General features: G+C 68.9%; 16 protein-coding genes. 7 read left to right on the top strand and 9 right to left on the bottom strand.

The window, feature by feature from the left end; translation table 11 throughout:
* Positions 1-24: 24 nt before the first annotated feature.
* Positions 25-2,835 carry a hypothetical protein gene (locus AB0M14_RS29040; RefSeq protein ID WP_365000290.1) on the bottom strand — a complete coding sequence of 937 codons (2,811 nt, stop codon included), beginning with the start codon at positions 2,833-2,835 and terminating at the stop codon, positions 25-27.
* Complete coding sequence (locus tag AB0M14_RS29035) at positions 2,835-4,631, bottom strand: HSP90 family protein (protein WP_365000288.1); 1,797 nt, start codon at positions 4,629-4,631, stop codon at positions 2,835-2,837. The genes AB0M14_RS29040 and AB0M14_RS29035 overlap by 1 nt, the downstream gene beginning before the upstream one ends.
* A gap of 211 nt (positions 4,632-4,842) precedes the next feature.
* Here AB0M14_RS29035 and AB0M14_RS29030 point away from each other — a divergent pair, with 211 nt between their 5' ends.
* Positions 4,843-5,049, top strand: a complete 207-nt coding sequence (locus tag AB0M14_RS29030; protein WP_365000286.1) for a hypothetical protein — start codon at positions 4,843-4,845, stop codon at positions 5,047-5,049.
* A 10-nt stretch (positions 5,050-5,059) separates the two neighbouring features.
* On the opposite strand, the gene AB0M14_RS29025 is transcribed toward AB0M14_RS29030, so the two are convergent.
* Positions 5,060-5,782: a GTP-binding protein gene (locus AB0M14_RS29025; RefSeq protein WP_365000284.1), complete on the bottom strand. Its 723-nt coding sequence runs from the start codon at positions 5,780-5,782 to the stop codon at positions 5,060-5,062.
* 106 nt (positions 5,783-5,888) lie between these two features.
* Here AB0M14_RS29025 and AB0M14_RS29020 point away from each other — a divergent pair, with 106 nt between their 5' ends.
* From AB0M14_RS29020 to AB0M14_RS29010, 3 genes are all read left to right on the top strand, one after another.
* On the top strand, positions 5,889-6,311 hold the full coding sequence (locus tag AB0M14_RS29020) for an OB-fold domain-containing protein (RefSeq protein ID WP_365000512.1): 423 nt from the start codon (positions 5,889-5,891) through the stop codon (positions 6,309-6,311).
* On the top strand, positions 6,304-7,503 hold the full coding sequence (locus tag AB0M14_RS29015) for a lipid-transfer protein (protein ID WP_365000282.1): 1,200 nt from the start codon (positions 6,304-6,306) through the stop codon (positions 7,501-7,503). Before AB0M14_RS29020 ends, AB0M14_RS29015 begins: the two co-directional genes overlap by 8 nt.
* Positions 7,504-7,610: 107 nt before the next feature.
* Complete coding sequence (locus AB0M14_RS29010; RefSeq protein ID WP_365000280.1) at positions 7,611-8,759, top strand: serine hydrolase domain-containing protein; 1,149 nt, start codon at positions 7,611-7,613, stop codon at positions 8,757-8,759.
* Between the two features lie 9 nt (positions 8,760-8,768).
* On the opposite strand, the gene AB0M14_RS29005 is transcribed toward AB0M14_RS29010, so the two are convergent.
* The 5 genes from AB0M14_RS29005 to AB0M14_RS28985 all read right to left on the bottom strand — a co-directional run bounded on the left by AB0M14_RS29005 (position 8,769) and on the right by AB0M14_RS28985 (position 12,942).
* A complete protein-coding gene (locus tag AB0M14_RS29005) occupies positions 8,769-9,920 on the bottom strand; it encodes a serine hydrolase domain-containing protein (protein ID WP_365000278.1) in 1,152 nt (383 codons plus the stop codon).
* Between the two features lie 202 nt (positions 9,921-10,122).
* Complete coding sequence (locus AB0M14_RS29000) at positions 10,123-11,355, bottom strand: FAD-dependent oxidoreductase (RefSeq protein WP_365000276.1); 1,233 nt, start codon at positions 11,353-11,355, stop codon at positions 10,123-10,125.
* Positions 11,352-11,537, bottom strand: coding sequence for a rubredoxin (locus AB0M14_RS28995; RefSeq protein WP_365000274.1), 186 nt, complete (start codon positions 11,535-11,537; stop codon positions 11,352-11,354). Before AB0M14_RS28995 ends, AB0M14_RS29000 begins: the two co-directional genes overlap by 4 nt.
* On the bottom strand, positions 11,534-11,716 hold the full coding sequence (locus AB0M14_RS28990) for a rubredoxin (protein WP_365000272.1): 183 nt from the start codon (positions 11,714-11,716) through the stop codon (positions 11,534-11,536). Before AB0M14_RS28990 ends, AB0M14_RS28995 begins: the two co-directional genes overlap by 4 nt.
* Positions 11,716-12,942 carry an alkane 1-monooxygenase gene (locus tag AB0M14_RS28985; protein ID WP_365000271.1) on the bottom strand — a complete coding sequence of 409 codons (1,227 nt, stop codon included), beginning with the start codon at positions 12,940-12,942 and terminating at the stop codon, positions 11,716-11,718. The genes AB0M14_RS28990 and AB0M14_RS28985 overlap by 1 nt, the downstream gene beginning before the upstream one ends.
* Positions 12,943-13,047: 105 nt before the next feature.
* Here AB0M14_RS28985 and AB0M14_RS28980 point away from each other — a divergent pair, with 105 nt between their 5' ends.
* A complete protein-coding gene (locus tag AB0M14_RS28980; RefSeq protein WP_365000269.1) occupies positions 13,048-13,671 on the top strand; it encodes a TetR family transcriptional regulator in 624 nt (207 codons plus the stop codon).
* Positions 13,672-13,680: 9 nt separating this feature from the next.
* Here AB0M14_RS28980 and AB0M14_RS28975 read toward each other — a convergent pair whose 3' ends face one another.
* Positions 13,681-15,513: a WD40 repeat domain-containing protein gene (locus tag AB0M14_RS28975; RefSeq protein ID WP_365000267.1), complete on the bottom strand. Its 1,833-nt coding sequence runs from the start codon at positions 15,511-15,513 to the stop codon at positions 13,681-13,683.
* A 166-nt stretch (positions 15,514-15,679) separates the two neighbouring features.
* Here AB0M14_RS28975 and AB0M14_RS28970 point away from each other — a divergent pair, with 166 nt between their 5' ends.
* Positions 15,680-16,177 carry a pyridoxamine 5'-phosphate oxidase family protein gene (locus tag AB0M14_RS28970; RefSeq protein ID WP_365000265.1) on the top strand — a complete coding sequence of 166 codons (498 nt, stop codon included), beginning with the start codon at positions 15,680-15,682 and terminating at the stop codon, positions 16,175-16,177.
* Between the two features lie 26 nt (positions 16,178-16,203).
* Positions 16,204-16,983, top strand: a complete 780-nt coding sequence (locus AB0M14_RS28965) for a methyltransferase domain-containing protein (protein WP_365000263.1) — start codon at positions 16,204-16,206, stop codon at positions 16,981-16,983.
* The last annotated feature ends 9 nt before the right edge of the window (positions 16,984-16,992 follow it).

The raw sequence follows: 16,992 nt of genomic DNA, 5'->3' as shown, positions 1-16,992 counted from the left end.
CCACGGCCCCGAGACGGCGAGCGTCTACTCAGCTCCCGACTCGGCCTCCGCGAGGGTCTCGGTCAGCACCTCGCGGGCTCGGTGGTCGTCGGGGAGTTCGGCGAGGATCTCGGTCAGGACCTTTGTGGCTTCGGCGTGGCGGTGCAGGTCGATCAGGAGCTGGCCCTGTTCGAGGCCGGCGCGGGCGGCTTGGTCGGTGGAGCCGAGGGAGCGGAAGCCGGTGGCGGCGGATTCGGCGTGGCGCAGGGCGTCTTCGAGGCGTTGGGCGGCGCGCAGGATGCGGGCGGCGTTGTGGTCGCGGCGGGCGGAATGCCAGACGAGGAGGTCGGGGTCGGGGTCGGTGGCGGCGAGGTCGTGGATGGCCTGGTCGGCTGCGGGGAGAGCGTCGAGGGCCTCCTCGGTCGCGCCGCTCCAGTGCAGCGACAGGGCGGCGCTGTAGCGGCAGTAGGCGACTCGGAGGGGGTCGTCGGCGAGTTGGGCCGCCTCGGCCGCCTGCCGGTAGCGCTCGGCGGCGAGGGCGTCACGGTCCAGCAGGTCCAGCAGGTCGGCGGTGCAGACGAGGGCATAGCCTTCGGCGTCGTGATCGCCGGTGGCGTGGTCGAATTCGATGATCTCGTCGTAGACGGACAAGGCCTGGTCTTCTTCGCGGAGTGCGCGCAAGGTGTCGGCGAGCAGGTGGCGGCAGCGGCGGGCGTCGCCGCCGCGACCCTGCTGGTCGAGTCCGGTGATCGCCGCTTCGGCGAGGTCGGCGGCGTCGAGGAGCTGCTCGGTCTGCCAGTAGGAGATGGCCAGACCCCATTGCAGGCCCGGGATATGCGGCAGGCGTAGTGGTTTCGCGAGGGTGAGCGCGGTGAGGAAGTCGCTGATGGCCTCCGCGGCGCGGTGCTGGTGGTTGAGCAGGTCGCCGCGCAACCCGTGCGCGCGCACCCGGAGTTCGACGGGGCTGTCGGCGGTGAGCGCGGGGAAGACTTCGGCCACCGAGGTCAGCGCGGCCTCGACCTGGTGCTCGTCGAATTGCAGCGCGGCCAGCTGACAGGCGGTCCAGGCCACCTTCGCCGGTACCCCCGCGGTCCGGAACGCCGACAGCGCGGTCTGCGCGGTGCTGATCGACTCCTCGAACTGTCCGAGGGTGTCGTGGAAGAGGCTGCGGTGCAAGGCGACATCGCCCGCCAGATGCGGATCACCGGCTGCGGCGGCCAGTGCGTCGGCTTCGTCCAGCAGCAGCGCTATCTCCGCCGCCGCGGCGTCGGCGTCGTTCCGGCGGCCGGCGGCGCGCAGGCCATTGGTGAGCCGAAGCGCGGCACCGACGCGGGTGTCCACCTCGGAGTGCCCGCTGAGATGGGCGTAGGACGCGCGCAGCAGCGCCAATCCCGCGGCAGCGTCACCGAACCGGCAGCGCAGCATGCCGAGCTGCCCCAGGCATACCTGGCGGCGATCCTCCTCGCCTGCGGCGGTGAACAAGTCGATCGCTTGCTGCCAGAGCGGCTCGGACTGCGCCGGGTCGTCCTCCTGCACCGCCCGGGCGCGCAGCGCGGCGATCCGCCCAGCCAGCGCCGGATCCGAGGGCGCGGTGTCCAGCGGGCGCAGCAGCGCTGCCGTCGTGCCGAATTCGCGCCGCTTGTGCGCCAGTTCGGCGCGCTCGACGATGTCCTCGGGAGCCGACGACTCGGGGAATTCGAGCGCAGTCGAGGGCGGAGGTACGTCGATCTTGTGCTCGGCCACGGCCGACAGCGGGAGCTGATCGACGATCGGTTCCCACGCCAGCAGCGCACGCACGGAAGCGGTTTGGTGATCGGTGCCGTTGCGCTCGTCGAACCGCGCGGCGATCGCCAACGCGAACTCGGTCAGCTCTTTCCGCAGCGCCGCCGCGGTGAGCTCGGTGGCGGGCCGCTCACCCGACGCCGGCCGGCGAACCAGGGTGTCGTCATGACCGGCTTCGCCGACGGTCCGCAGCAACAACGCCGCCGAGGCGGCGAAGCGCAGGGCGGACAACGGATTCGGCGCGCGATCCAGCCATGGCAGATGCCGTTCGAGCAGTTCGAGCCCGCGCGCCTGATTCCCCGACAGCGCGCAGAACTGCAGGTGCACGCTCATGTCGGAGAGATCCTGCGGCTTGCTGCGCAGAATCCGATACGCCCGGCGATGCGCGTTGCGCGCGTGCTCCAGCTGTCCGGTGCGCAGATACGGCAGCAGCAGCTCGGTCAGAATGTGCTGCGGCTGTTCCCGGCAGGTCAGTTCGCCCTGCAGGACCGGCGCCGCCAGCTCGACGGCTTCGTGGTCGCGTCCGCGCTCGGCCAGATAGGCGACCTTGTCGCTCGGATCGCAACCGGCGCAGTCGGAGTTGTCGTCCCGGGGCGTGGTGCACCAGCGCTCGTACCACTGATCGGCGGCCGCGGTGTCGCCGAGATGCCGCGCCAGCCGATGCCGGTAGGCGTACACCGCGTGCAGGCTCTGCCCCTCCACCCGGTAGCGGCTCTCCATCTGGTCCAGCGCGGCCAGCGCCCGATCCTTGGGCACCTCGGGGAAACTCGTCATCCCGTTGATGGCGTGCTTGAAGAACCAGCGCAGCGATCCGGCCGCCCAGTGCGGGTGCGCGCCCGGGTCGCGGTCGTAGTCGGCCAGGCAGCGGGCGAACGGCACGAACATCTTGGCCGGCTGCAGCCCGCCGGTGTATGCGGTGACCATGCCCATCCGCGTCTCGAAGGCCAGCTCGGTGTGCCCGCCGGCTTCCGCGTGCCGCAGCACCTCTTCCAGCAGAGCGTCTTTGGCGTCGCCGTAGGGCAGCCGATAGGCCTGATGCAGCAGCTGATTCAGGTCTTCCGCGTTGTGCGCCATCAGGATTCCCCCTCGGTGTCGTGCACGGCCCAGTCCAGCAGGCCGACGAATGATCGGTTGAGCAAGGCGATATCGACCGGCCGCAGCGGATGCTGACCGAGCAGCAGTGCCTGGCTGTAGAGAGCTTCGACCGCGGTCGTCACCAGCCGCGGATCGGTGACGCCGCAAATGCGGCGCACCAAGGGATTCCGGTGATTGAGCACCAGCTGCGGACGGTCCGCGTCCGGCTCGGTGTCGAACGCGCCGAGCACGTCCGCCCAGAGATCGTCGGCGATCGCCCGGGTGGCGCGTAGTTCGGCGCGATGCTGGGTATCGCGGTCGAGCAGATACAGCGCGGCGAGCGAGGGCGGGTCGAAGGTGCGCAGTGCCACTTCGCAATCCAGCCGGTCCAGGCAGCGCTGAGCGGTCGACAGGAACGGCCGCAACGCCAGTTCCGTCGCCGGATCCACCAGGTCGAAATGCGTGGCGAGTTCGGCGGGATCCAAACGGGTGACCAGGATTTCGGGATCGATCGCGGGCAGCCGCTCCAGGATCTCGGTGAGATAGGAGTAGCCGCCGTTCACCAGGCCGAGGCCCTGTGCGCTGGACACCGCGGCGAGCTGGCGGAACTCCTCGACCGACGGGGTGTAGCGGACCGCGCCGAACCGGCGGCGGAACTCGGCCAACGGAATTCGGCCCGCGTTGGTCTCCACCGGCAGCCACTGATCGACCAGGCGCAGCATGTCGTCGTCGTGCAGTGCGAGGGCTTTCACGCCCATGTCGTGGATGCGCAGGAAATCGGCCAGCCCGGCGGGATTCGAGGCGGACAGCTCGACCAGCCAGTCCCGGATCTGCGTGCCGATCGCGTCGCGGGTGGCTTCCAGCAGGTCGTCTTCGTACAGGGCTTCCCGGCTGGCGGTCGGGCGCAGCTCGGTGGTGTCGACCACGCAGCGGACGAAGAACGCCCACTCGGGTAGCAGCCCGGTGACGTTCTCGGCGAGCAGCATTCGCTTCAAGTAGACCCGGGAACCGCTCTTCGCGGCCGGACTCGCCGCCTGCGGGAGGACGAAAGCGACGCCGGTGAGGCCGGATTCGGCGCAGGAGATGTCGAAACTGGCGAACGGGGTGAAGCCGAAGGTTTCCCCGGCATACCGGGCCAACGCGGCCTGCCGGTCGGCTGGCGTGGGATGTGCTGTGCGCCAGGGCAAGCCAGGTTCGGTGACGGTCTGCCCGTTGACGGTGACCGGGAACGGCAGCAGGCTGCCGAACAGCGTCGCGAGCTCGACGACGGTGGTGGGGGTGACCCACTGCTGCATATCCCGGCGCGGGACCAGGATCACCGTCGTGCCCGGTTCGGCGCGCTCCTCGGCGGCGCGCTCGACCCGATACCGGCCGTCCGCGTAGCCGATCCACCGCACCGTCGGGCCGCCCTTCGCCGACCGCGTGATCACCTGGGCTTCGTCGGCGACGAGGAAGCACGACAGTAGGCCGATGCCGAACTGTCCGAGGAACTCGTGCCGGGCGAAACCGAGATCGTCGCGCTTGCCGCTGCGGCCGATGGTCGCGAGGAAGGTGTGCACCTCCGCCTCGGTCAGGCCGATGCCGCTGTCGTGCACGCGGATGCTGCCGTCGTCGGTGCGGTCGGGGGTCTCGATGCGCACCTCGGCCGGCGCCGCCGCGTCGATAGCGCGGCGCGCGGTGATCGCGTCTACCGCGTTCTGGAGCAGCTCGCGCAGGTAGACCCGGGGACTTCCGTACAAATGGTGGCTCAGAAGGTCGACGACTCCACGCAGATCGACCTGAAAAACTTGCTCCACCGGGACATCCTCCGAACCACACACAATCTTGCCCGGCAACTCTAGCGGTCGCCGTCGCGCCGCGCCTGGGCTACGGCTCCGCATCACCAGGGTTCGACCGCGATTATCTGGGTAATGAATGTTCATGGCTGTCGCGTTACAGCGGGCGGTAACTATCCCGCTAATTCCAGATACAGGCCGCGAGGCGTCGAGTATCGAAGGGGTTACGCCGATGAGCTTCCAGTACGCGCAGGTGCCACGGCTCTATCAGAACCTGTACGACTGCCTTTCCGACCCGGGCGAACTCGACGTCATCGACGCGATCCGCGCCGCCGAAATCCACGCCGCGTGCTCGGAGCGCTGCCACCCGCGCCGCCGCGCCCAGCAGCGGATCGCCACCGCGCAGAGACTGCCCGGGGCGAATCAGCTCCTCGACTAGCCGCTCGCGGTCAATAGTCCAGCACGTGCTCGGGCTGGCAGACGTCCATGGGGGAGGGCAGGTACCGGACGATGGCGTCCAAGAGCGGCGCGAGATCGTCGCTCACGGGAGTCGCACCGCACAGGATGGGCACTATCTCGCCGATGCGGGTGAGGTGGCGGATGCGGTGGTGCAGGTGTTCGGGTGCGAACTCGAGGCCCGGCTCGCGCACCGTCGTGCGGAGTGCGCGATGCCAGGGTTCGGCGATTTGCCAACGGCTGCTGTCGATTTCGGGCGCCGCGCACATCTGGACCAGGTCGATGACGCCGTCGAATGCTGTGCCCGTTCCGGCCGGAATGTGCAGCGGCAGCGGCGCCGCTCCGCGAATGTCGGCGATGCGGCGCACGCAGCGGTCGAAGTCGGCGCCGGGGCGATCCAGGCCGGTGATCAGGCACAGGCGGGCGACCTGGTAGTCGTCGGCGGCGCGCAGCATGGCCTCGGGGCGGGACGTGCTGCCCGCGGTGGCGTCGAGGACGGCGATCGCCCCGTCGGCGACTCGGATCGCTCGCTCGGGCGGGTGACTCGACACGTCGGTGAACCGGATCGTGTGCTGGACCCGGTCTGCCGCCCAGGGGATCGCGGCCGCCGGGCCGGCGAATCGGCGCAGCCGCTGGACCAGGCTGGTCGCCCCGTCGCGATCCCCGAAGAGAACGACGTTACGGATCGCCCGTGGTTCAACAGCATTCGTGCCCATCGCCAGCACCGTACCGCCGCGCGGGCCGCGCCGGAGCCGATTTCGCCCCCAAAGTAGAACGTGTTCCTATACCGTCGGCCCTGTGCAGAAAGAACAACGCCCCGCCGTGGCGGACTGGTTCACCACGGAAGACGGCGCGATACGTCTTCAGGGAAGTCGCTGTAATGCCTGCGGCACACCGTATTTCCCGCGAAACACCCTCGCCTGTCGCAACCCGTATTGCGCGGCGCCGAAGGACGGCTCGGAGCTCTCCGAGTACCTGTTCTCGACCCGCGGCCGGATCTGGTCCTATGCGGACGCCCGCTACAAACCGCCCGCGCCCTATGTCTCGCCCGATCCGTTCGTGCCGTATGTGGTCGCGGCCGTGGAACTCGAGGTCGAGCAGATGGTGATCCTCGGGCAGATCGTGCCCGGGTTCACGGTGGACGACCTGGCCGTCGGCATGCCGGTCGAACTGGCCCTCGGCACGCTGTACGCCGACGAGGAAGCGGAGCACACGGTGTGGATGTGGAGGCCGGTCAATGACTGATACGAATCGCGACATCGCGGTCCTCGGTGCGGGCATGCACCAGTGGGGCAAGTGGGGGCGCAACTTCGTCGAATACGGGCTGGTCGCCGCCCGCGCCGCCCTGGCCGACGCCGGGGTGGACCATCGCGACGTCGGCTACATCGCGGGCGCGGACACCATCCGCAACGGATACCCCGGTTTCGTCGCGGGCGCGACCTTCGCCCAGGCGCTGGGCTGGTCCGGCGCGCGCATCTCCAGCAGCTACGCCGCCTGCGCCTCCGGTGCGCAGGCCATCGCCAACGCGCGCGCCCAGATCCTGGCCGGGCTGTGCGACGTGGCGCTGGTGATCGGCGCGGACGCCGCCCCGAAGGGCTTCTTCCAGCCGGTCGGCGGCGAACGCCGGGACGATCCGGACTGGCTGCGCTTCCACCTGCTCGGCGCCACCAACCCCATCTATTTCGCGCTCTACGCCCGCCGCCGCATGGCGATGCACGGCGCCACGCTCGACGATTTCGCCGCGGTCAAGGTGAAGAACGCCAAGCACGGCCTGAACAACCCGTACGCCCGCTACCGCAAGGAGGTGTCGGCCGAGGAGGTCGCCGCCTCGGCGATCGTCTCGGACCCGTTGCGGCTGCTCGACATCTGCGCGACCAGCGACGGCGGCGCCGCGCTCGTGCTGACTTCGATGGACTTCGCCCGCCGCCACGGCGTCGCCGACCCGGTCCGCATTCGCGCGCTGTCGACGGTCACTCCGACGTTCCCGAAAACGGTCCTCGATCTGCCGGATTTCGCGACCGACTCGGCCGTGGCCTTCGCCGAGCCGCCGCGCGCGTTCCGTTCCGCCATTGCGCACGCCGCGTACGAGGAGGCCGGGCTCGGGCCCGCGGACCTGTCCTTCGCCGAGGTCTACGACCTGTCCACGGCGCTGGAGCTGGACTGGTACGAAGACATCGGGCTCTGCGAAACCGGTGGGGCGGAACAGCTACTGCGCAGCGGCGCAACGACGTTGGGTGGCCGGGTGCCGGTCAATCCCAGCGGCGGGCTGGCCAGCTTCGGCGAGGCCATCCCCGCGCAGGCGATCGCCCAGATCTGCGAGCTCACCTGGCAGTTGCGCGGTCAGGCCGACGGCCGTCAGGTCGCGGACGCGCGCGCCGGAATCGCCGTGAACCAGGGCCTTTTCGGGCACGGTTCGGCGATCATCGCCACCCGCTGAGACCAGGAGTACCGGACTGGGCCGACCGAGTCCGGTACTCCAGTCGGGGGTGCCTGTAGTACTGCGGTCCAATGCGGTCGCGGACCTGCTCTACCTACCGTCGGCTCATGCGTTTGCGAGCCTTCACCATTCCGATCTGCGCCGCCGCGGTGCTGCTGTCCGCTTGTTCGACCAGCGCGGTCGAGCCCGCCGCTAGCACGGGCGCCAGCGCCCCCACCCAAGCCCTGGCAGCGCCCATGGAAAGCCTGCGCGGTGACCTCGACACGATGGTCCGCGCGGGCGCTGTCGGAGCTATCGCCACGCTCACCGGCAACGGCGTGACCGCCGTCGCCACCGCGGGTCACGCCGACATCGCCACGGGCACAACGATTCCCGTCGATCGACCGCAGTACGTCCGAGTCGGCAGCGTCACCAAGACCTTCACCGCCGCGATCCTGCTGCAACTGGCCGCCGAACACCGCGTCGACCTCGACCAGCCGATCGACACCTATCTGCCCGGCCTGCTCCGTGGTGACGGCGTCGACGGCCGCGCCATCACCGTCCGCCAGATCCTGGGCCACCGCAGCGGTCTGCCCGAGCCCGCGCCAACACCGGAACTGAACGAGTACGCCGCCGCCCGCGACGGCCGCACCTTCACCCCCGCGCAGGAGATCGCGATCGCTCTGGAGCTGCCCGCCCAGTTCACCCCCGGCGCCCGCTTCCACTACAACAACATCAACTACATCGTCGCCGGCATGCTGATCGAAGCCGTCACCGGCCACCGGTACGCCGACGAACTGCGCGACCGCATCCTCACCCCATTGAACATGTCGAACACCTACCTTCCGGCCACCGCCGAAACCGGCCTGCGCCAACCGCATCCGACCGGCTACGCCACCCTCGACGGCGCCGTCACCGACGTCACCCCGATGGAACCGTCCCTGCCCTGGGCCTCGGGAGCCATGATCAGCACCGGCGCCGACCTGAACCGTTTCTACACCGCCCTGCTCGCCGGTGCGGTGGTCCCACCCACCGAACTCGGCCAGATGCTGGCCGGGTCCGACATGGGCAACGGCGACGGCATGTCCTACGGCCTGGGCCTCGGCTATACCCAACTCCCTTGCGGCACAGAATATGTCGGAAATGTCGGCGGCGTACTCGGCTTCACCGCCATCACCGGCGCCACCACGGCGGGCCGCGCCGTCACCGTCTCCTACACCGGCACACCCACCGCCGTGGACATCGGCGCGATCCTCACCCACGCCCTGTGCGGGTGAGCGACCCGATCAGGGGGCGCCGCCGCACAACCCGACGAGGGCGACGCGGTAGGCCGCGGACATGTACCTGCTGAATGCCACCGGGTCGTCATTGTCGACCATGCCCTGGTTGACCGAGACCGCCACTCGCCTGCTGCCGTCGGCGGTGCTGTACATCTCGGAATGGAAGCCCGGGATGTCGCCGCTATTGCCGATTCCGGCGCAGCCGCCCGCGGTCAGTTCCATGAGCCCGAGGCCATAGCCGCGCTCGACTCCGAAACGCGCCGCGATCGGGCGGACGGTGCGCATCTGCGCCAGCAGCGCGGGCGGGAGCAGTTCGCCGGACCACAGGGCGGTGCTGAAGGCATCGAGATCGGCTGTGGTGGAGATGATCTCGCCGGCTGCGCCCGCGAAGGACGGGTTCAGTGCGGTGACATCGATGGGTAACGGGATGCCGAGAAACTTCGCCGTCCGGTATCCCGTGGTGTGCGGCCCGGGGATCTCCGGTGAAATACCTGGAAGGGACGTGCTCGACAATCCCAGCGGCTCGATGATCCGCTGCTGCAGTTGCCGCGAATACGGAGTGCCGGTAACTGTTTCGATCAGCAACCCGGCCAGAATGTAGTTGGTGTTGGAGTAGTACCAATCGGTGCCGGGCTCGAACCACAAGGGCTGGCCCGCGGCGAAGCGCACCATATCCTCGGGCTGATAGGTCTGCATCGGATCGGTCCCGAACATGCTCGGTGCGGATTCACCGCGGGGTCCCGGTTGGCCACCGGCATTGCGTAGTCCGCTGGTGTGGTCCAGGATCGTTCGCACGGTGATCCGGCGGTCCAGACCGAATTGCGGCAGGTACTGATCCACGGGATCGTCGAGCCTGAGTCGAGCCTCGGCGACCAACTGGAGAACCACGGTGGCGACAAAGGTTTTCGTGATGCTCCCGATCCGGAACCTCGCGTCCGCCGGGACCGGATCGAAGGTCCCGAGGCGCGCGGTTCCGGCGGTGAGAACCCGGTTTCCCTCGTTGTCGTGCACCCGAACCTGCACCCCCGCAGCGCCTGCCGCGACCAGTTCATGCAGCGCCTGCCGCAGCGCGACCTGGTCCGGGTCGTCAGGCGCCGCATGCGCGTTCGAAACCGCCGATGCGGCCAAGAGCGCAGCCGCGATCGTCGAAACAACCATTCGGCGCATCGCGCCACCCCCCACATGTGTCCCTGTGCTGAGGACGAAACGTGAACCGAGGCGGCTCGATGTCCCGTCCAGTGCTGATCATCGCAGCCGGAGGCAAGCAATGCTAGGTTCGGCGTCGATCGGTGCTGCGGTCGATCGGTGTTGGAGTCATTGCAGCGCACCGTATTCCGCTGTGCTGAGCCCCCGGTGCGGATCAGCGTCGGGCATGGCTGTGCGGCTGGACCAGCTCGGCGAGGTCGAGTGATTCGTCGGCCCATTCGGTGCTGGGGAGTGCCGTCCGGGTCGCGATCAGTTCGCGGGCCGCGCGGAGGTCCTTGGGGCGGCCGACGGCGATCGCGCCGACGAGGGTGCTGTCGGAAAGGGCCAGGGCGGTGAAGTTCCGGGACTCGAGGGAGCCGCGGATGATCAGTTCTTCGTGGGGTTGCGGCCATCCCGCGAACTGCAGGTTCACGCCGTACTGGGTGGACCAGCCCCAGGGGATCTCTATGTCGGTAACCGGTTGTCCCAGTATTGATTTGGCGGCTTCCGCGCCCTGGGTCAGGGCGCTGTTCCAGTGTTCGCCGCGTTCGTGGCGGCCGCGGTGGGCGGTGAAGCGGCGGGCCGCGTCGCCCGCGGCGAAGACTCCCGGCGCGGAGGTGCGGTACTGCTCGTCGACGAGAATGCCGTCGTCGACGGCGATTCCGGCGGTGCGGGCGAGGGCGGTGTCGGGTTCCGCGCCGATCGCGACGAGGGCGGAGGAGGCGGTCCAGGTGCGGCCGTCGGTGGCGGTCGCGAGCACGCCGTGGGCGTCGATCTGCTCGACCGCTGCGAGCCGGACCTCGTTGTCGATGCGCACTCCGTGTTCGGCGTGCAGATCCTGGACCCAGGCCGAGATGGCCTGCGGAACAACGCGATCCAGTGGTCCCGCGGCCGCGTTCAAGACCCGCGCCTCGGCGCCGAGACCGCGCGCGGTGGCCGCGACCTCGAGGCCGACCAGCCCGGCCCCGACGATCAGCAGCGGCCCGGTCTCGATCGCCTCCCGCAGCGCGGCGATGTCGGCGACGCCGCGCAATGTGCGAACCCGTACCGGCGGATGCTGTTCCAGCCGCCGGGCCCGAGCGCCGGTGGCCAGCAGCAGGCTGTCGTAGCCGAGTACCGCGCCATCGCTGAGCCAGACGCGGCCACGTTCGGTATCGATATCGGTGACGGTGGTCGCCAGGCGCAGATCGATATCGTTTTCGGCCCAATGCTTTTCGGGTTCCAGGAAGCTGCGGTCGGCGGTGCGGGTCCCGGCCAGCAGGTCCTTCGACACCATCGGCCGCCGGTAGGGCGCACAATCTTCCGCGCCGACGAGCACGATGCGGCCGGTGTAGCCCGCGGTGCGCAGGGTCCGGGCCGCGGTCGCACCCGCGACGCCCGCACCGGCGATCACGATCTGTCCGGTCATGTGCGGCTGACCTCGACCATCTCGAAATCGGTCTTCGCCGCGCCGCAGTCCGGGCAGGACCAGTCCTCGGGAATGTCGTCCCAGCGGGTGCCGGGCGCGATGCCGTCCTCGGGCCAGCCCAGCGCCTCGTCGTATTCGAAACCGCATTGCAGGCAACGGAACAGCTTGTAGTCGATACTCATCGGGTTTTCCCTTCGGAGGTGGCGGGTTCGAAGTCGACTTTCTCCCGGACGCCGCAGTCGGGGCAGCACCAGTCCTCGGGCACCGCCGACCACGGGGTGCCGGCCGGGAATCCCTCGCGCGGCGCGCCGGCGGTCTCGTCGTAGACGTAGTCGCAGACCGGGCAGCGGTAGGCGGCCATCACCGGGCTCCGTACTGCGCGAGCAGGCGCTGCCGCTTGCTGGGCTGAATGTTCACCCGGGTGATGTCGCCGTCGTAGTGGTCGAGAACGCGGTGGTCCATGACCCGCCGCCACAGTGGCGGGAAGTAGGCCAGGCCGATCATGCTGGCATAACCGCTGGGCAGGTTCGGGGCGCCGTCCATGCTGCGCAGGGTCTGGTAGCGGCGGGTCGGATTGGCGTGATGGTCGCTGTGCCGCTGCAAGTGGTACAGGAAGATATTGGTCACGATGTGGTCGGAGTTCCAGCTGTGCACCGGAGTACAGCGCTCGTAGCGACCGGTGGCGGTGCGCTGGCGCAGCAACCCGTAGTGCTCGAGGTAGTTCACCGTCTCCAGCAGGGTGAAACCGTAGACGGCCTGGATGACCAGATACGGCAGGACCGACGGCCCGAATACCGCTGCCAGCGCGCCCCAGAGCACCACCGTCATCAGCCAGGCGTTGAGGACGTCGTTGTGCAGGGTCCACGGGCTCTTCTCCAGCCGCCGCAGCCGGGCCGACTCCAGTTCCCACGACGAGCGCAGGCTGCCCCACACGCTGCGCGGCAGGAAGCTCCAGAAGGTTTCACCGAAGCGGGCGCTGGCCGGATCCTCGGGCGTGGCGACCCGCACGTGATGGCCGCGGTTGTGCTCGATGTAGAAGTGGCCGTAGGCGGTTTGGGCCAGCGTGATCTTCGACAGCCAGCGTTCCAGCGAGTCCTTCTTGTGCCCGAGTTCGTGCGCGGTGTTGATGCCGACGCCGCCCATCGCGCCGACGCTGAAGGCCAGGCCGATCTTCGACAGCGTGCTCAGGCCGCCGTCGATGCCGAGCCAGGACAGGTCCGACGCGGTCCACAGGTAGCAGGCGAAGGCCATGCTCAGCAGCTGTAGCGGGATGTAGGCGTAGGTGCAGTAGCGGTAGTACTTGTCGTTCTCCAGCTGCTCCATCACCTCCTCCGGCGGGTTCTGCCCGTCGGGGCCGAAGAACAGATCCAGGGTGGGGAGCAGGACGTAGATCAGGATCGGGCCGATCCACCACCAGACGGGGGCGACCGCCTGCCAGCCGAGCTGGTTGAAACCCCAGACCAGGGCCACCGCGACCAGCAGTGCGGTCGGGGCCACCAGGCCGAGCAGCCAGAGGTATCGCTTGCGATCGCGCCACTGACCGGGCGCGGTGGCCGCGTCTTCCGAGGCGCCGATTCGAGATGTCATGTCCCACTCCGTTTACACATTTACCAAATGTGTATTCAGTACATACAACTTGTTGAGAGTTGTCAACGACGGAGTCAGATGGGCTGCTGCTGTAGGATGGCCGTCGTGGCTGAAGCGCCGAATTTTCAAACGGAGATGCGCCTGCTCCTGCGCGAACGCGCGCTGGACGCGGCGCGGCAGGTGGTGTGCACCGAGGGCTGGGGCGCGGTGAACATGTCCCGGGTCGCGAAGGACGTCGGGATCAGTCGCCCGGTGCTCTACAAAGAGATCGGCACCAAGCAGGCCCTGGCCGATGCCCTGATCGAACGCGAGCTCGGCACCTTCCTGGCCGGCATCATCGACACCGTGGCCGGTCATCCCGACAACCCGGTCACCGGAATGACGAGCGCCGCCGAATACACCCTGCGCACCGGCGCGGAGAACACCCTGCTCAAGGCGGTGCTGTCCGGCCGCCACAGCAGCGACACCACCTTGCTGCCGGCGCTGGTCACCGAACCCGAACCCGTCCTGGGCCGCGCCCTCGCCGCGCTGCTGCCCGCGCTGCGTGAGCGCTACGAACTGCCGGGCATCTCCAACGCGGATCTGGAGACGCTGATCGAGATCCTGGTGCGCCTCACCCTCAGCCACCTCTTCCAGCCGCTGGGCCCGATCGAACACGCCGTCACCCAGATCGAACTGGTGATCACCCGCGTCTTCGGTGGTCTGCAAGCACAGAGCGAGCCAGCGTAGACAAAGCCCTCAGGTGGTGAGGCGAAACAGTGCGACGCCGTACTGGAAGGCCACGGCCAGCTGGTCCGCGCCCACCACGCACAGATCGCTGACGCTCCACTCGACGGGAAGCGTCGTCAGCAGGTCGCCGGAAGGCTGCCAGATCGACAGTTCCCGGCTGGAGCCGGTGATCAGCAGGGTGGGGCCATCGGCTTGCGGCAGGGCGGCGAGTGCCCAGACCGGATCGGTGGTTTCGATCAGCGGTGACACGAGAGGGTCGCCGGTCTCCGGATCCCACAGGTGCACACCATTGTTCGCGCCGGCGGCCAATCCCGCCCGGCCGTCGGGAAGCGTCAGCGGGACGACCGACTGCACCGGCTGGATCAGTGGCAGCATCGGGCCGATCGCCTTGCCGGTCAGCGCATCCCACCGTTGCGCGCCGCGGATTCCGGCGGTCACCAGAGCCGTCCGTCCGTCGCCGGCCGGCATGCTGGTCAGCGACCGGAGATCACTGGAAAAGCGGGTCGCCAGGGGTCCCGCCTCGGTACCGGTATCGAGATCCCACATCTGCACCATGCTGTTGTCGCCGCTCCGGCAGCCGACCGCCAGCAGGGTCCGGCCGTCCGGAGACGGCACCGCCGTCAGCACGCGGAGGTCGTCCCCGAGGCCGCTCAGCGGCGGTCCCACAGGGGCACCTGTGGCCGGGTCACACAGGTGCACAACACGTTTCGTGCTGAGCGACAGATCTCCGGTCGCTACCGCGAGCAGGGTGCGGCCATCGCGCGTCGGCACCGCGGCCACCGCGTGGACGGAGGTGGCGTCGGGCGGTGGGAGCACCGGAGTTTCGAAGTCGGCGGGATCCCAGAGCCGCACAATGCCGCTGCCGTCACCTCCCGCGGCCAGCAAGGTCCGGCCATCGGCCAGGGGGAGTGCGGCCATCCGGGTAGCGTCGTGCCGGACTACCGGACCCACCTGTTCGCAGGTGCTCAGGTCCCACAGGCACAGGCCGGACTGCGTTTCGACGGCCAGCCCCGCCCGCCCGCCGGACAGTGGCACGGCGCACATCGCGTAGCAGTAGCCCGGCACCAGCAGGCGGATTACGGTCCTGGTGCGCGGGTCCCACAACCGGAGATCGCGGCCCGCGATGCCGAGAGCGACACGGCCGTCCGGCAGCGTGACCGCGCCCAGCGCCTGAGTTCTGCTGCCAGGTTCCAGCGTCGGCCCGGCCTGGATTCCGGTCTCCGGATCCCACAGCCGGACACCGTCGTCGTTGCCCGCGGAGACGAACAGCGATCCCGCGGCGGACGATACCGCGGTGAGCCCGTGAATCGTGCCGGCGTGCACGTGCACCGGCGGTCCGGCCCGATCCCCGGTGTCCAGGTCCCAGAGTTGGACGACACCGTCGTGCCCGCCGGTGGCGAGCCGGACCCGGCCATCAGGCAGCGTCACCGCGGCCAGGGACATCGTGATCGCGTCCAGCGGTACGGAGTCACCGGCGAAGGCCAGCAGCGGCGGATCGATCGGCAGGCAGGTGCCCGGATCCCAAAATCGCACGCCGTCGACGCCGCTGGCGACCAGCACGGTCCGGCCGTTCGTCAGCCGAACCGGGATCAGCTCCCAGTTCTCGCGAGCGTGCGTCGCGGGTGTGGCCGCCACCAGTTCGGCGGTCTCGGGATCCCACAGCTCGATCCCGTCGGTGCCGCTGAGCGCCAGCAACGTTCGGCCATCGGGCAACGGCAGCGCGGTCATGTTGTTCACGCCCATGTCGCTGTCGATCACGCGATGTCGCGGCGTCACCGGCAGCGTCGACCACATCAGTTCGAGACCGATCTGCGGATGCGCGTCGCCTGCCGTTTCGTTCATCGCCCGCCCCCGTTCTTTGGTCCCGATAGCCTATGGGGCGAGAACAGGAGAGCCCAACGAGTTATCCGGCCGAAAATTCTCGGCCCGTAGATGTCGAGAACTCCGGGGCGGCTCCGTCCCAGGGGTACGAGCAGCCGAACGGCCTCGACGACGAAAGGCGACTGTCATGGAACCGAACGAGATCACCGCCGTCCTGAACCTTCCGATCAGCCAGGAACTGCTGGCGCGCGACCTGCTCCGGCTGGCCTACGTGGCCAAGGACGGCACACCCCGCAATATCCCGATCGCCTTCACCTGGAACGGTTCTCAGATCGTCCTCTGCACCACCAAGAACGCCCCGAAGCTGCCTTCCCTGCGGCACAACCCTGCCGTCGCCCTGACCATCGACACCGAGGTCCACCCACCGAAGATCCTGCTTCTGCGCGGTCGCGCGGAGCTGGACGTGGTCGACGACATCCCGGAGGAGTACCTCCAGATGAACGGCAGCTACGAAATGACCGCCGAGCAGCGCGTCGAATGGGAAGCCGAGATCCGCTCCCTCTACGACGGCATGGTCCGCATCGTCATCACCCCCACCTGGGCGAAACTCATCGACTTCGAAACCACCCTGCCTACCGCGGTGGAGCAGCTGGTTCAGCAGCGTGCCGAGCGCCAGCGCGCTTGATCGGGGGGAATCGTATGAAAAGGGATGTGCGGCAACGGTATGCATCGTCGTTCGGCGCGGCCGCGGCGGCCTACGCCGCACACCGCCCCGACTACGCACCGGCGGCGGTGCGCTGGGCGCTGGAACCCGCACCCGGCCCACGCGTGTTGGACCTCGGGGCCGGAACCGGGAAGCTGACTGGAACTTTGGTCGAGCTCGGATTCGATACCGTTGCGGTAGAGCCGGATTCGGCGATGCTGGCCGAGCTGCGCAGCACCCTCCCGGCAGTTCGCGCCTTGCCCGGCAGCGCCGAGGAGATCCCGCTACCGGATGCCTCCGTCGACGCCGTCCTGGCCGGAAACGCGTTGCACTGGTTCGACATGTCCATCGCAGGCCCCGAGGTAGCCAGGGTTCTCGCGCCGGGCGGCATCCTCGCGGGCCTATGGAACGTCATGGACGACCGAGTCGACTGGGTCGCCGAGTTGGCGCGGGTCAGCGATAGCGCCGCCATCGGACCCCGTGATACGCAAAGCAATTGGCGCGACGCGACGAAAGAGCTGCACCTACCTCGCGCGGACGCGGGGATGGGTGGGGCAGCCCGATTCGGCTCGCCCGAGCAGGAGGAGTTCGCGCACAGCCAACTCCGTACTGCGGATTCACTCGTCGCGACACTAGCGACACGTGCAGGGGTGCTGGTCATGCCGGAGCGGGAACGAGCGGCCGCGCTCGGCCGGATTCGCGCCTATCTCGCGAACAGACCGGAGACCTCCAGCGGCGAATTCACGCTCCCGATGCTGACGGGAGTACTGCGCACGCGGCGGTCGTGAGTGGCAGGC

It is taken from the genome of Nocardia sp. NPDC051832 (assembly GCF_040681285.1).
In the GTDB taxonomy this organism is placed as follows: Bacteria; Actinomycetota; Actinomycetes; order Mycobacteriales; family Mycobacteriaceae; genus Nocardia.
Note: the sequence above shows the minus strand (reverse complement) of the source record. Positions and strands in the feature narration are given on the sequence as shown.

Bases quoted from the DNA above. Each gene is read 5' to 3' on its own strand.
- AB0M14_RS29000 (WP_365000276.1), bottom strand. From the start codon at position 11,355: ATGACCGGACAGATCGTGATCGCCGGTGCGGGCGTCGCGGGTGCGACC.
- AB0M14_RS28990 (WP_365000272.1), bottom strand. From the start codon at position 11,716: ATGGCCGCCTACCGCTGCCCGGTCTGCGACTACGTCTACGACGAGACC.
- AB0M14_RS29010 (WP_365000280.1), top strand. From the start codon at position 7,611: ATGCGTTTGCGAGCCTTCACCATTCCGATCTGCGCCGCCGCGGTGCTG.
- AB0M14_RS29015 (WP_365000282.1), top strand. From the start codon at position 6,304: ATGACTGATACGAATCGCGACATCGCGGTCCTCGGTGCGGGCATGCAC.
- AB0M14_RS28970 (WP_365000265.1), top strand. From the start codon at position 15,680: ATGGAACCGAACGAGATCACCGCCGTCCTGAACCTTCCGATCAGCCAG.
- AB0M14_RS28985 (WP_365000271.1), bottom strand. From the start codon at position 12,942: ATGACATCTCGAATCGGCGCCTCGGAAGACGCGGCCACCGCGCCCGGT.
- AB0M14_RS29030 (WP_365000286.1), top strand. From the start codon at position 4,843: ATGAGCTTCCAGTACGCGCAGGTGCCACGGCTCTATCAGAACCTGTAC.
- AB0M14_RS29005 (WP_365000278.1), bottom strand. From the start codon at position 9,920: ATGGTTGTTTCGACGATCGCGGCTGCGCTCTTGGCCGCATCGGCGGTT.
- AB0M14_RS29040 (WP_365000290.1), bottom strand. From the start codon at position 2,835: ATGGCGCACAACGCGGAAGACCTGAATCAGCTGCTGCATCAGGCCTAT.
- AB0M14_RS29025 (WP_365000284.1), bottom strand. From the start codon at position 5,782: ATGGGCACGAATGCTGTTGAACCACGGGCGATCCGTAACGTCGTTCTC.
- AB0M14_RS28995 (WP_365000274.1), bottom strand. From the start codon at position 11,537: ATGAGTATCGACTACAAGCTGTTCCGTTGCCTGCAATGCGGTTTCGAA.
- AB0M14_RS28975 (WP_365000267.1), bottom strand. From the start codon at position 15,513: ATGAACGAAACGGCAGGCGACGCGCATCCGCAGATCGGTCTCGAACTG.